The 13,375-nt window shown below is 60.8% G+C and carries 13 protein-coding genes and 1 pseudogene; all 14 read right to left on the bottom strand.

Annotation, left to right across the window (positions count from 1 at the left end; translation table 11 throughout):
• A partial coding sequence (locus tag PH552_RS08840) for a substrate-binding domain-containing protein (RefSeq protein ID WP_285165833.1) occupies positions 1–686 on the bottom strand: 686 nt, incomplete at its 3' end.
• Between the two features lie 202 nt (positions 687–888).
• On the bottom strand, positions 889–1,773 hold the full coding sequence (locus PH552_RS08835) for an AraC family transcriptional regulator (protein WP_112344939.1): 885 nt from the start codon (positions 1,771–1,773) through the stop codon (positions 889–891).
• Between the two features lie 227 nt (positions 1,774–2,000).
• Positions 2,001–2,954: an ABC transporter ATP-binding protein gene (locus tag PH552_RS08830; RefSeq protein WP_112344938.1), complete on the bottom strand. Its 954-nt coding sequence runs from the start codon at positions 2,952–2,954 to the stop codon at positions 2,001–2,003.
• Positions 2,955–3,971, bottom strand: a complete 1,017-nt coding sequence (locus tag PH552_RS08825; protein WP_112345212.1) for an ABC transporter ATP-binding protein — start codon at positions 3,969–3,971, stop codon at positions 2,955–2,957.
• A 5-nt stretch (positions 3,972–3,976) separates the two neighbouring features.
• Positions 3,977–4,891, bottom strand: coding sequence for a dihydrodipicolinate synthase family protein (locus tag PH552_RS08820; protein WP_113250406.1), 915 nt, complete (start codon positions 4,889–4,891; stop codon positions 3,977–3,979).
• A 20-nt stretch (positions 4,892–4,911) separates the two neighbouring features.
• Complete coding sequence (locus PH552_RS08815) at positions 4,912–5,787, bottom strand: ABC transporter permease (protein ID WP_112344936.1); 876 nt, start codon at positions 5,785–5,787, stop codon at positions 4,912–4,914.
• Between the two features lie 3 nt (positions 5,788–5,790).
• On the bottom strand, positions 5,791–6,750 hold the full coding sequence (locus PH552_RS08810; RefSeq protein ID WP_112345211.1) for an ABC transporter permease: 960 nt from the start codon (positions 6,748–6,750) through the stop codon (positions 5,791–5,793).
• Between the two features lie 57 nt (positions 6,751–6,807).
• Positions 6,808–8,400, bottom strand: a complete 1,593-nt coding sequence (locus tag PH552_RS08805; protein WP_285165829.1) for an ABC transporter substrate-binding protein — start codon at positions 8,398–8,400, stop codon at positions 6,808–6,810.
• A 28-nt stretch (positions 8,401–8,428) separates the two neighbouring features.
• Positions 8,429–9,139 (bottom strand): FadR/GntR family transcriptional regulator, encoded by a 711-nt coding sequence (locus PH552_RS08800; RefSeq protein ID WP_112344934.1) that lies wholly within the window; start codon positions 9,137–9,139, stop codon positions 8,429–8,431.
• A gap of 279 nt (positions 9,140–9,418) precedes the next feature.
• Complete coding sequence (locus tag PH552_RS08795) at positions 9,419–9,823, bottom strand: DUF983 domain-containing protein (RefSeq protein ID WP_112344933.1); 405 nt, start codon at positions 9,821–9,823, stop codon at positions 9,419–9,421.
• Positions 9,824–10,022: 199 nt separating this feature from the next.
• Positions 10,023–10,340 (bottom strand): annotated as a pseudogene (locus PH552_RS08790) (PLP-dependent aminotransferase family protein); the annotation flags it as partial.
• 130 nt (positions 10,341–10,470) lie between these two features.
• Positions 10,471–10,599, bottom strand: a complete 129-nt coding sequence (cydX, locus tag PH552_RS08785) for a cytochrome bd-I oxidase subunit CydX (protein ID WP_112344932.1) — start codon at positions 10,597–10,599, stop codon at positions 10,471–10,473.
• An 18-nt stretch (positions 10,600–10,617) separates the two neighbouring features.
• A complete protein-coding gene (gene cydB, locus PH552_RS08780) occupies positions 10,618–11,772 on the bottom strand; it encodes a cytochrome d ubiquinol oxidase subunit II (RefSeq protein WP_112344931.1) in 1,155 nt (384 codons plus the stop codon).
• Between the two features lie 6 nt (positions 11,773–11,778).
• Positions 11,779–13,374: a cytochrome ubiquinol oxidase subunit I gene (locus tag PH552_RS08775; RefSeq protein ID WP_285165827.1), complete on the bottom strand. Its 1,596-nt coding sequence runs from the start codon at positions 13,372–13,374 to the stop codon at positions 11,779–11,781.
• Between the last annotated feature and the right edge of the window lies 1 nt (position 13,375).

Below are 13,375 nucleotides of genomic sequence, written 5' to 3'. Positions count from 1 at the left end.
ACACCGAGGATCTTCTTGCCGAAGCGGGTGATTTGGCCGCTTGCCCATTGCTGCGCCTTTGGCGGTGCCCATTCCGGCGTGTCGAATTCGGCCAGCACCGGATAGCCGCCGTCGGCCAGACCGGCATGGATGCCCTTCTTGATCAGGCCGGCAGCAGCATCGGTCGGCGAGCCATTGATTTCGAGAAGGCCGCCATCGCCAGCCTTCACGCCCTTCGCCTTCAAATGATCGACCAGTGACTTGGCGATCATCTTGCCGATCTCTTCATTGTTGAAGGACACGTAGTAGTCGGCGGCCGCCGACGGGATGGGCCGGTCATAGGCGATGACGCGCACGCCCTGGCTCTGCGCGAGCTTCACCAATGATGCGGCGGCCGTCGAGTCCACCGGGTCGAGCACGATTGCCTTCGCACCCTGCGAGATCGCCGAATTGAACTGCTGCTGCTGACGCGAGGCATCGCCATTGGCGTTCTGGTAGATGACCTTGCAACCGGCGCAGAGCTTCTTCATCTCGGCCTGGAAACCAGGGAAATCGTGCTCCTCATAGCGCGTCGAGCTCTGGTCGGGCATCAGGAAGGCGACGGTTGCGTCCGTCACCTTGGCGGATTGCGCGAAGGCGGAAGTGCCGGCCAGAAGACCGACCGCAAGCGCGGTTATGCCGGCGATTTTCAGTGCGAAATGGTTCATTGGAATTTCTCCGTTCCAAGTGGTAATGGTTTCCCTCGATCATCGCGGCTGTCCGCACGCGATGCTCTTGTTGATGCGTCGCCGAAGGCGATCTCAGACCGACGCGACGGTAATTTCGGACAAGCCTTCTCCTTCGGACGGCAGAGATGCCTGCCCGTTCGCTCGCCCTGAATTTTGTCTCTCCTCCCTGTCCTCCCTTGTGTTAGGCGGCCTCCACCGCGCGTGCGTGCTGTGCCAAGAGCGACCTGAACCGGGAGGGCGCCATGCCCTTCTGATCCAGAAAACGCCGATTGAAGTTCGAGATATTGTTGAAGCCTGCCGCAAAGCAGATGTCGGTGATCGTCATCTCGGCCTTGCTCATCAAAAGATGACAGGCGAAGTTGATGCGCAGCCGATTGACATACTGCACCAGCGCCATGCCGGTATGGCGGCGGAAGCTGCGCGAGAAGGCGCTTGGGCTTTGACCGGTCAATTCGGCCAGATCGCACTCACTGAACGGCTCGGTGAGATGTGCATTGATGTAAGCCAGCGCCTGGTTGACGCCCGCCGACATGAAGCCTGAGGGATCCGGCTGATAACCGGCGCTGGCGAGCGTGCGCGTACCTTCAGCGCGGCTCATAGCGTCGAGAATATTCATGAAGAGCTCGATGCGGCGGATGCCCGACGCCTCTACCAGCTCGCCGAGGATCGGGCCAACGATGACAGCCGTCTCAGGCGTGAAGAGCGCACCGCGGCGGCTCGTCTCAAGAATGCCGGCGCAGGCCGACAGTTCCGGGAAGACCTTGCTCGCATCGGCAAAGAAGGATTCGGAAAATTGCAGGACGCGGCAGCGCAACGGCAGGGTGACGCCGACCGGTACGTCGCTCACCCAATTATGCGGGAGGTTCGGTCCTGTCAGCACCAGATTGCCGGGCTCGAACTCGCCGATGAAGTCACCGATGAAATATTGGCCTGTTGTCGCGACGACATGGTGGATTTCATATTCGGGATGAAAATGCCAGCGAACCGTGCGGTAGGGATAACCGTGCTCCCACGCTTTGAAGGATTCTCCGCTGCCGATCGCGACCACTTCCAAATCGGGATTCATCGGCAAACCTCCTTTCGTCCGTCCGCATTCGTTACGGTTACGGCGCCTCCTCCCAGAGGCCATCGCATCTTTTATGTGGTAACCCTACCCCTCATAGCCGCCCGCCGCTACTACGCCTTGTACGTCCAACCGATACTTTTTTGACATCAAAGGCGGCCCGTTTGGTCAAATGTGCAGTGCGGCATAGCCAACCGCATAGCGAGACCCGTATGAGCCCGAAAGCGGGATCAATCGAGATCGTCGCGAATACAGGCCTTGAACTGCCCCGGCGCGACCTCCCGCAATTGCGGAACTGTCGTCGCGCAGGCGTCGAGCGCGAAGAGGCAGCGCGTTCGGAAGACACAGCCACTTGGCGGGTTTGCCGGGCTCGGAATATCGCCCTTCAGAATTTGCCTGTTACGCCTGCGATCCGGGTCCGGCGACGGGATGGCTGACAGCAAAGCGCGCGTATAGGGATGTCGCGGTCTGGCGTAGAGATCAGCGCTTGCGGCAATCTCCATGATCCGCCCGAGATAAAGCACGATGACGCGATCACAGAGATATTCGACCACGGCAAGATCATGCGAGATGAACAGCATGGTAAGCGCGAGGCGTTGCTGTAGGTCGCGCAGCAGATTGATGACCTGCGCCTGGATGGAGACATCCAGTGCCGAGACGGGTTCGTCGGCGACCAGAAACTCCGGCCCGAGCGCAAGTGCGCGCGCAATGCCGATCCGCTGGCGCTGGCCGCCTGAGAATTCGTGGGCATAGCGATTGATGGCGTCCGCCGGCAGATCCACCTGTTCGAGCGCCGCCCGCGCGCGATCCAGCCGATCGATACGGCCCCCGATGCGCTGGATCTTCAGCCCCTCGGTCAGGATCTCGCCGATGGTCATGCGCGGCGACAGACTGGCGAAAGGATCCTGGAAAATATACTGCATGCGCGGCCGCATGCGCCTCAGACCGCCGGCGCCGAGCCTGGTCAGTTCCGTGCCGTCGAAGCGCACGCTGCCAGCCGATGGCTCGACCAGCCGCAGGATGGACCTGCCGATCGTCGTCTTGCCGCTGCCGGATTCGCCGACGAGACCCACCACTTCGCCTCTCCCGATGTCGAAGGAGATATCACGAAGGATGGAAAGCCTTGCACCGCGGGACACATAATCCTTGGCAAGATCCCGAACGGAGACGAGCGCTTCCGTCATCTAAATCTCCCGCCAGCGGATGCAGCGGCTCGCATGGCTTGCGTCGACGGCCTCGAGGGACGGCACCGTTGCGCTGCAAGCCTCGATCGCATGGGCGCAACGCGGCGCGAAGGCGCAGCCGGATGGCATTCGCATCAGGCTCGGCACGGCACCGGGAATGGCGTATAGCGGCTCTCCGGCCTGCCGCATCCGTGTCGCCTCGCCAAGCCGCGGCATGGAGGCCAAAAGGCCGCGTGTATAGGGATGCCTCGGATTGCGGAACACGGCTTCCGTCGGCCCCTCCTCGACGATCCGGCCGGCATACATGACGGCGACGCAATCGGCGATCTCTGCCACCACACCGAGATTATGCGTGACGAAGAGGATCGCCATGCCGCGCTCCCGCTGTAGTCGCTGCAGGAGATCGAGGATCTGCGCCTGTATCGTGACGTCGAGCGCCGTCGTCGGCTCGTCTGCGATCAAAAGCACGGGATCGCAGGCAAGTGCCATGGCAATGGTCGCGCGCTGGCGCATCCCGCCGGATAGTTCATGCGGATATTGCCTGACGCGGCGTTGCGCATCGGGAATTCCGACGTTTTCCAGCAGCGCGATCGCCTCACGCATCGCGGTGGCACGATCTGCCCCCCGATGAATGCGGATCGGCTCGGCAATCTGATCGCCGATTGTCAGCACCGGATTGAGGCTCGACATCGGCTCCTGAAATACCATGCCGATATCGCCGCCGCGGATCTCGCGCATACGGCTGTCGTCCAACGCCGCAAGATCGCTGACGATACCCTGCCTGCCCCGCAGCCTGATGCTGCCGGCTGCGATCCTCCCGACATTACGCGTCAGCAGCCGCATCACCGAAAGGCTCGTCACCGACTTGCCCGAGCCGGATTCGCCGACCAGCGCCAGCGTCTCGCCCGCGTCGATGGTCAGGTCGATATCTCTGACAGCGGTCAACTCGCCGCCGCGGGTACGGAAGACGGTCGTGAGGCCCCTGATATCGAGAACGGGTTGGGCAGCCACCATCATCATACCTACAACAGCCCCGTATTCTTCAGGATCGCATCGATCCTGGCCGTTTCCTCCGCATTCAGCGCCGCGCGCGGACGGGGCATGATAGCGGTATCGATGATGCCGAGACTTTTCATCGCTGCCTTGAAGGCACCGATGCCGGCGGCACCGCCGCTGACGCGCCCCTGCGCGACCCAGACGATCTCGAACAGGCGGCAAAGCCTTTCCTGCTCGCGCCGGGCCGCCGCCCAGTCGCCACGCTGTGCGGCATCCCACAGCCGCACATAGCCATGCGGATCGACATTGGCGATGCCGGGCACCATGCCATGCGCGCCCATCAGAAGCGCATTGTCGACGACGATTTCGGAGCCCGTCATCAGGAAGATATCCTTGTGATCGGCAAGATCGAGCAGCGCATAGCGGAAATTGCCGTCGTCGCCGCTGGAATCCTTCAATCCGATGATGGTCCCCTCTTTTGCGAGGGCGACCACGGTCTGGCGCTGCAGCTTCACGTGCACACAGACCGGGATGTCATAGGCGACGAGCGGTACATCGACGGCATCCCGAATATAGCGGAAATGGTCCAATATCTCTGACTGGCTGGTCACGGTATAGAAGGGAGCGGTGACGACGACGGCGTCGGCACCGATCTCTTTTGCGATTTTCGAATGCGCGATCACGCGGTCGGTCGTGGGGTCGATGACGCCGACCAGCAACGGCACGCGACCGTTCACGACCTTGGCGGAATGCTCGATAATCTCGCGCCGCGTCTTTTCGTCGTGAAAGACGACTTCGCTGGTGGAGCCCAGCACGAAGACGCCGTGGCAGCCGCCATCAATGAGATGCTCCAGCACCCTCGTATAGGATGGGTAATCCACCGTGAAATCGTCGTTCAGCGGCGTTACGACGGGAGGCACCACGCCCTTGAATTTGCTCATTGTCTCTTTCTTTCTTGGGTTCAACGAAGCTCGGCGCGCGGATCGAAGGCATCCCTCAGCCCGTCGCCGATGAAATTGATGGCAAGGACGGCAAGCACCAGCGCGGCGCCGGGAAACAGCCATTGCCAGGGATATTGTTCAAGAACGGCTGTGGATCGGGCCGTATTCAGCATATTGCCCCAGCTCGCCGCGGGCGGTGCAATGCCGAGCCCGAGAAAGGAAAGCCCGGCCTCCAAGAGGATCGCATTGGCGACCTGCGTCGTGGCGTAGACCACCAGAATATCGATGCAGTTCGGCATGCCGTGGCGCAGCAGCATGTGCGGCAGCCCTGCCCCCATGCCGCGCGCAGCGGTGACGAAATCGCGTTCGCGCAGTTCCAGCAGCCTGGAACGCACCATGCGGGCCAATAACGGCCAGGACAGCAGCGATATGACTGTTATCGTCGGCAAAATGCCCGTGCCGGTGATGGAGGCCAGCACCAGCAGGAAGATCACCGGCGGCAAGGTCATGACCAGATCGACGAAGCGCATGCTGAGCGCATCCGCCCAGCGGCCGGCAAAGGCAGACACGAAGCCGAACAGAAAGCCAATAATGGCCGAAATGACTGTGGAACCTGCCGCGACCATCAGCGATATACGGCCGCCTTCAAGCACTCTGGCAAAGACATCGCGCCCGACGCCGTCCGTTCCGAACCAGTGCGTCGCATTGGGTGGCGCGTTCATGGCCAGGAGATCGATGTCGTTGGGCTGGAACCGCCACCAAAGCGGATAGGTGACGATCAGCAGCAGCATGGGCACGGCGATGCAGACGCCGAAAAGGGCAGCCCCGTTCAGCCGGAAGCGATCGAATGCCCGGGCAAGTGGCCCATGGCTTGGTCGTTCGGTTCGCGCCAGCATCGCTCAACCCACCTTGATGCGCGGATCGATCACCGCATAGGCGAGATCCGTCAGCAGGTTGACGATGATGACGCAGGCGCCGATGACGAGCGTCGCCCCCATGATGACGGGATAATCGCGCGACGTGACCGCATCGACGAGCAGCAGGCCCATGCCTGGCCAGTTGAAGACGCTTTCGACGAAGATCGCACCACCGATCGCCAGCCCTATGGTCGAGCCGATGACGGTGACGACAGGCAGGAGCGCATTGCGCAGGGCATGCTTGACGATCACCCAGAACTCGAACACGCCCTTGGCCCGCGCCGTGCGCACATAATCCTGGTTGAGGACCTCCAGCAGCGAAGCGCGCATATAGCGCATGATGAGCGCGGCTTGCGCGATCGCCAGAAGTGCGGCCGGCAGGATGAGATGCCAAAGCAGGTCGCTGATGGAAAAGTCCTCGCCGGGCGTCAGCATGCCACCCGAGGGCAGCCAGCCGAGACGCACGGCAAAGATATAAAGACCAAGAAGCGCGCTCAGAAAGGCCGGGCTCGATATGCCGGCGAGCGCCAGTACGGAGAGCGAGATATCCGTGACCGAATTGCGCCTGACGGCACCGATGACGCCAGCGACAATGCCGGCGACGATCGCCATGATCAGGGCAGAGCCCATCAGCAGCACCGTCGGACCGATGCGGGACAGCACGAGCGTCAAGACAGGCTGATCCAGCCGCTTGACGGAATAACCGAGATTGCCCTGCAGAGCCTGCTGCAGCCAGCCGACATATTGCAGCGGCAGCGGCCGATCCAGCCCGAGCCGCTCACGCAGATCGGCCATGGCTGCGGGAGACAGAGGCGTGCTCGGATCGATATAGGCATCGATCGGATCGCCAGGCGTCAGCCGCAGCAACACAAAGACCAGCACGCTCAAGGCTATGAGCATGCCGATGCCGACTACCAGACGCTTGAGACCATAGTGAAGCATATCGAACCTATGTGTCGAGGAAGGCGCCGGCCACAGAGCCTGCGGCCGGCTCAAAACCTAGTTTGAGAGCTTCCACGCTTCCGGATGCGCGATGTATGGCCCGCCGCCGGGCGCCGGTGTCCATATGAAATCCTTCACCTTGGACGAAACCACGCCATAGCGGTTGGCCACCCACATGGTCGCCCAGGGCAGATCCTTGTTCATGACCTTGCAGACATCCTGGTAGCGCTGATCACGCTTGCCGGCGTCCGTTTCGGCAATCGCCGCATCGAGCGCCTCGGTCAGATCGGGCATGCGCGCGCGCACCACATTGGCGCCCGCCGGCGGGATCTGCTTTTCGTTGAGCCCGGTATTGATATTGCTTGGATCCGGTCCGTTCTGCAGGCCGGCGTAGACGAGCTGGAATTGCGATACGTCGGCATTGGGGTTCAGCACGATGCCATTATAGGTCGGCGCATCGACGGCGCGCGGCACGACATTGATGCCGACCTGCGCCAGCATGGCCTGCACGGCCGCCAATACGTTCGTCGCAAGCGGCGTGTTGTAATAGGTCAGTAAGGTGATCGGCTTGCCGCCGTTGATCTTGTCCCAGCCGGCCGCATCGAGCAATTGCTTGGCCTTGGCCGGATCGTAGGGATAGGCTTCGATGCCGTCCGGAACCAGCTGATTGGCGACATAAGCGCAATTGGCCGATTTTGCTGCGCCGCCATACAGGCTCTTGATGATCGCATCGCGATTGATGGCGTGCATGACGGCCTGCCGGACGCGAAGATCCTTCCACAGCGGCGAATCCTGGTTGAAACCAAGATAATTGACCACGAAGGAATCGCCCTCGATGACCCGGAAGGACTTGTCGTCCTTGAAGGTCGGCACATCGTTGGAATCGACATAGGTGAACTGGATCTCGCCTGCCCGCAGCGCCGAGATCGCCGCGGCCGGATTGGCGAAATAGCGGTTGATCAGCCGATCGAGAACGGGCTTGCCGCCGCGATAGTCGGGATTGGCTGTCAGCTCCACATATTGATCCTGCACATATTTGACGAATTTGAACGGCCCCGTCCCGATCGGCGAGGTCGACCACCAAGTGCTCTTTGCAAGCTGATCGACGGGCACGGCGGCGAGCGCGTGCTCAGGCAGCACCATGATCTTGGCCAGCGTATCGAGCAGGCTCGCGGAAGGCGCGGAAAGCTTGATGACAAGCGTATGATCGTCAGGCGTCTCGACCGATGACAGCAGTTTAAAGCGGGCAGCAAAGATCGAGCCGGTCTTGGCGTTGGCTGCAAGATCGATGGTGAACTTGGCGTCCTTGGCCGTAAAAGCCTTGCCGTTATGCCACTTGGCATCGGCAAGCTTGAACGTATAGGTCAGTTGATCCGGGCTCACCTCATAGGAGGAAGCAAGCACGCCGACGATCTTCTGCAGCTTTTCGTCGTAGCTGACCAGAGGCTCGAAATAGGTACTGAGCCAAGTGAGACCGGCGGTTGCCGCCAGCGGATTGAAGTTGCCTTGAAAACCACCGGGACCGACATCGAAACCGCCCGACATGGTTGCGGCGGTGGCAGGCGCAGCCATGCCACTCATGGCCGGTACTGCGGTGGCCGACAGCAGCGCTCCCAACGCGATTGCCGGCAGATGAAAAGCTTTCCTCATTGCAATCCTCCTCCCTTGTTTGTGGTCGCTATTCTTTCTTGTTGTTGGCGATCACCTGCGAAATTCCCTCGTAGTGGCGGTCGAGGCGCATGCGCACCTCCTTGAGATTTTTGGATTCCAGTGCATCGACGATCGCCTCATGGTCACGCCAGGTGGCCATGGGATCGATATTCTCCAGATCGAAAAAGCGGGACGCCTTGTAGAAGGCGAGCCAGAACACATCGATCAGACGAACGAATGTCTCGTTGCCCTGGCAGCGAAACAGCAGCCGGTGAAACAGCTGGTCGTCTTCGGCAAAAGGCTCGCCACGCTCGGCATGGGCGCGCATTCGGTCGGTGGTCGCGCGCAGCTCGGCCAGATCCTCGGGCCCGATCATCTCGAGGGTCTTGCCGATCAGGCCGACTTCGAGCGTGCGGCGGATTTCCAGCACCTCCTCCATGTGCCGCAGCGCATCGCCGAGCCCATAGGCGAGATTGTCGAGCAGCGGGGCGAAGGAGAAGGCCTTGACGAAGATGCCGATGCCGCGGCGCGTCTCTAGTACACCGAGGGATTCCAGCGCCTTGATGCCTTCGCGCAGGGAATTGCGGCTGACACCCAATTGCACGGCGAGCTCACCTTCGGCCGGCAACATCGTACCGGCCTGAATGGCGTTATCCACGATGTAATTGCGCAGGCTTTCCTGCACGGAGACATGCAGCAATGGCGCGCGCGTCAAAGGCTGCATTACTTTCCCGACCATAGAACTGGACTCCCATAGAGATCGGCAATGATCCTATGAACTTGTAGGATATCCGTCAAGTGAACATGTAGATAGGCAATATCCAGCGGGGGAAGTCTTGCAGGACTGTGTCCGTCAAAGGCGATCAATGAAGATATTGCTTTTGAGCCCGGAAAAGCCCGGTCGGGCTTGCTGGCCTGATACTTCAAGCATCTGCAACCGCCGCGGCCGGCAGCATTCAGCCGATGATCTGCATGCCGGCAGACGGCCCGCTTCGGTTTGCGCGGGGATTGCCAGTGCTCACTTCGCCGTGTGCGGCATATCCGTCGCGGGCAAACGAACGAGCTTGCCCTCCTCGGCCTTGTAGAAATACTGGCTGGCAACCAGCCACCCCTTGAGCGGCCGCAGCGGTGGAATGCAGGTCGCCAGCATGAATGGCCCCGTCACCAGGAACTGAACCCAGATCGGCGCCGAGAAGGCAACCTCCAGCCATACGCCGAGAAGCACGCTCGGAATGCAGGCAAAACAGATGACGAAGAAAGCAGGCCCATCGGCGGGATCGGCAAAGGAATAGTCGAGGCCACACGCTTCGCATTGTTTTCGCAGCGTCAGAAACCCGTCGAACAAGCGCCCTTGTCCGCAACGGGGGCAGCGGCAACGAAGACCGGTCTGAACCGGGCTCAGCGGTGGATATTCAGTTTCCATGGCGGCATCGCTCCTCAATCAACATTCCTAGACATGCGATCAATATGGATATTGCATGCATTCAATATAGTTACAATGAATGCATGCAACGAGTCCACCTGCCAGAGTGACGCAGGCGGTCGCTCGGCGAGCGATGCAAGATTACCACCGAGCTGAAGCTTACGCTCCGTCAGGATCGGCAGCGAATTGCAGTTGAACTCTAAAAGAACGATGCCGCCATTTCCGGCGGTCCCTCCATTGCATGCGCCAGGAAGTCCAACGCCCCCTTCAAAGCCTCGCGACTTATCGGGCCGCCGAGGCAGACCCGCACGGCTTCGGGCACCGTGCCGTCTACCGTGAAAGCATCGCTTGCGAGAACGCCGATGCCCGCATTGCGCATATGGCTGGCAAAGGTGGCCCGCGTCCAGCCATTGCCCAAGGGCAGCCAGATATTGAAGCTGAGGGGATCGGCGCGATAGCTCCGAGAAGGCAAAATGTTCGCCACCATCTTTTGGCGGGCGGCTGCAATTGAATGGATGATGATAGGATTTCGTTTCACGGGATGCCGGGCCCGATGGAAGGAAACCATTCGGACGATAAACGGCACGCCGGCTGGAGCCGGCGTGCCGTTTATCTGGCAGAAAGCCTTCAAACAACGGCCATGCAACTCATTTTTCTTGAGTGCGAGCTGCCGCTTTCGCCTTTGCTTGATCGTCCATGAGTTCGTACCACATGGCGTTGAGGACGGCGAATGCCGCCGCGAGAGGAAAGCCGAGAAGCCAGGCAAAGTACCACATAGGAAATCTCCCTTAGGATCAGTAGGCGTGACCGCTCTTGTCGTTGACCGTCTCCTCGTCGACCTTGCCCCACAGCACGCGATAGACCCACGCGGTGTAAGCCAGGATCATCGGCAGAAAGATGATGGTGACGACAAGCATGATGAACAGCGTCAGGTGGCTGGACGATGCATCCCAAACGGTCAGGCTCGAGCGGGGATCGAGCGAGGACGGCAAGAGGAACGGAAACATCGACAGTCCCACTGTCGAGATGATGCCGAAGATGGCAAGTTTGCTGAAGAGCAGTCCGGCGATTTCGCGCCGGCCCAGCATCGCAAGCAGGGCTGCCGCCGCACCGATGAAGCCGAGAACCGGGGCGATCATCATCCACGGATGGGCACTGTAGTTGGCAAGCCATGCCCCCGCACTATGCTCTACCGTCTTCAGCAACGGATTGGACGGCCCATTGGCATCGATCGCGCTTGCGATGCGATAGCCGTCGATGCCCATCCACAGGAACAGGCCACCGAGCGCAAAGAGCACGATGGCCGCTAAAGCCGCCAAAGTGCCAAAGCTGCGAGCGCGTTCGGCAACCGTGCCGTCGGTCTTCACCTGCAGCCAGGCGGCGCCATGCATGACGAGCATGGCGACTGACAAAAGGCCGCAAAGGAGAGCATAGGGGTTCAGAAGCGCGAAGAACGATCCCTCGTAATAGATGCGCATATCGTCGTCGAAGCGGAAGGGCACGCCCTGCAGCACATTGCCGACGGCGACGCCGAAGATCAGCGACGGAACGAAGCCGCCGATGAACAATGCCCAATCCCAGCCGGCCTTCCAGCCGACGCTATCGCGCTTGGAGCGGTATTTGAAGGCAACCGGCCGGAGGATCAGTGCGAAGAGGATGGCGAACATGGCGAGGTAGAAGCCGGAGAAGGACACGGCATAAAGCGGTGGCCAGGCGGCGAAGATGGCGCCGCCCCCGAGGATCAGCCAGACCTGATTTCCCTCCCAGGTCGCGCCGATCGAATTGATGGCGATGCGCCGCTCCGTATCGGTCTTTGCGACGAATGGCAGCAGCGCACCGACGCCGAGGTCGAAACCATCGGTGACGGCAAAGCCGATCAAAAGCACGCCGAGAAGCAGCCACCAGATGATGCGCAGGGTTTCGTAGTCGATCAGTTCATGCAGGATCATGGCAGGTCACTCCGCAGCCGGAACGAGGTTTTCGGAAATCAGCTTGGCCTCCGGCTCGTCATCCGGTTCGGAACCTTTGCGGATCGCCTTGATCATCAGCGTCATCTCGATGACGATGAGGACCGTGTAAAGCGCGGCAAAGCCGAGGATGGTGAGCAGCACCGTGCCGGCGCCGAGATTGGAGACGGCCGCCGCCGTCGGCAGTACGCCTTCGATGATCCATGGCTGGCGGCCGAATTCTGCAACCACCCAGCCCAGTTCGATCGCGACCCATGGCAACGGGATGGCGAAGGCCGCAATCCGCAACAGGGCTGGATATCGATCGAGTTTCCGCCGCGCCGAGAGCCAGAAGAAGACCGTCATCAGCAGGATGAAGAATATGCCGAGGCCGACCATGATGCGGAAGGACCAGAAGAGCGTCGGCACATGCGGAATGGTATCGCGGGCGGCCTTTGCGATCTGCTCTTCGGTTGCCTGGCGCGGATCGTCGACATAGCGCTTCAAAAGCAGCGCGTAGCCGAGTTCATGGCCGATATCCTCGAAGGAAGTGCGCGCAGTGGCGACGTCCTGCGAAGGCTCGCCCGGCGCTGCCGGCTTGGCCGCGCGGATCTTCATCAGTGCATCATAAGCCTTGATGCCCTGACGAATATGGTCCTTGGCCTGTGCTTCGAGCTTGTCGATGCCGGCGATTTCCGTCGTCAGCGATCGTGTGCCGATCAGACCCATGGCCCAGGGGATATGGATGGCATAGTGGGTTTCGCGGGCATCCTGGTCCGGAAAGCCGAAGGCGGTGAAGGCGGCCGGCGCCGGCTCGGTCTTCCACATGGCCTCGATCGCCGCGAGCTTCATCTTCTGATGCTCGGTCGTGAGATAACCGCTCTCGTCGCCCAGCACGACCACAGAAAGTGCCGAGGCAAGGCCGAAAGATGCGGCCACCGTCATCGAGCGCTTCGCAAGCTCGATGTTGCGGCCATTGACGAGATACCAGGCCGAAACGCCGAGCACGAAGACCGAGGCACAGACGTAGCCGGCCGAGACGGTATGAACGAACTTCGCCTGCGCTACGGGGTTGAACAGGACATCGAGGAAGCTGACGATCTCCATGCGCATGGTCTGCGGGTTGAGCGCCGAGCCTGCCGGATTCTGCATCCAGCCATTGGCGATCAGGATCCACAGCGCCGAGAAGTTCGATCCCAGCGCCACCGCCCAGGTGGCGATCAGGTGGCCGACCTTGGACAGCTTGTCCCAGCCGAAGAAGAACAGGCCGACAAAGGTCGCCTCGAGGAAGAAGGCCATCAGCCCTTCGATCGCCAGAGGGGCGCCGAAGATGTCGCCGACATAATAGCTGTAATAGCTCCAGTTCATGCCGAACTGAAATTCCATCACGATGCCGGTTGCAACGCCGAGCACGAAGTTGATGCCGAAGAGCGTCCCCCAGAACTTCGTCATCTGTCGCCAGATTTGGCGGCCGGTCATGACATAGGTCGTCTCCATGATGGCAAGCAGCACGGAAAGACCGAGCGTCAATGGTACAAATAAGAAGTGATACAGCGCCGTCATGGCAAACTGCAGGCGCGACAGCGCCACGATATCGAGTTCCATA

The sequence above is a fragment of the Rhizobium aureum genome, from assembly GCF_030182495.1.
GTDB classification, from domain to species: domain Bacteria; phylum Pseudomonadota; class Alphaproteobacteria; order Rhizobiales; family Rhizobiaceae; genus Rhizobium; species Rhizobium tropici_C.
This window is presented reverse-complemented; position numbering and strand designations above follow the sequence as displayed.

Bases quoted from the DNA above. Each gene is read 5' to 3' on its own strand.
- PH552_RS08835 (WP_112344939.1), bottom strand. From the start codon at position 1,773: ATGAATCCCGATTTGGAAGTGGTCGCGATCGGCAGCGGAGAATCCTTC.
- PH552_RS08830 (WP_112344938.1), bottom strand. From the start codon at position 2,954: ATGACGGAAGCGCTCGTCTCCGTTCGGGATCTTGCCAAGGATTATGTG.
- PH552_RS08825 (WP_112345212.1), bottom strand. From the start codon at position 3,971: ATGATGGTGGCTGCCCAACCCGTTCTCGATATCAGGGGCCTCACGACC.
- PH552_RS08820 (WP_113250406.1), bottom strand. From the start codon at position 4,891: ATGAGCAAATTCAAGGGCGTGGTGCCTCCCGTCGTAACGCCGCTGAAC.
- PH552_RS08815 (WP_112344936.1), bottom strand. From the start codon at position 5,787: ATGCTGGCGCGAACCGAACGACCAAGCCATGGGCCACTTGCCCGGGCA.
- PH552_RS08810 (WP_112345211.1), bottom strand. From the start codon at position 6,750: ATGCTTCACTATGGTCTCAAGCGTCTGGTAGTCGGCATCGGCATGCTC.
- PH552_RS08805 (WP_285165829.1), bottom strand. From the start codon at position 8,400: ATGAGGAAAGCTTTTCATCTGCCGGCAATCGCGTTGGGAGCGCTGCTG.
- PH552_RS08800 (WP_112344934.1), bottom strand. From the start codon at position 9,139: ATGGTCGGGAAAGTAATGCAGCCTTTGACGCGCGCGCCATTGCTGCAT.
- PH552_RS08795 (WP_112344933.1), bottom strand. From the start codon at position 9,823: ATGGAAACTGAATATCCACCGCTGAGCCCGGTTCAGACCGGTCTTCGT.
- cydX (WP_112344932.1), bottom strand. From the start codon at position 10,599: ATGTGGTACTTTGCCTGGCTTCTCGGCTTTCCTCTCGCGGCGGCATTC.
- cydB (WP_112344931.1), bottom strand. From the start codon at position 11,772: ATGATCCTGCATGAACTGATCGACTACGAAACCCTGCGCATCATCTGG.
- PH552_RS08775 (WP_285165827.1), bottom strand. From the start codon at position 13,374: ATGGAACTCGATATCGTGGCGCTGTCGCGCCTGCAGTTTGCCATGACG.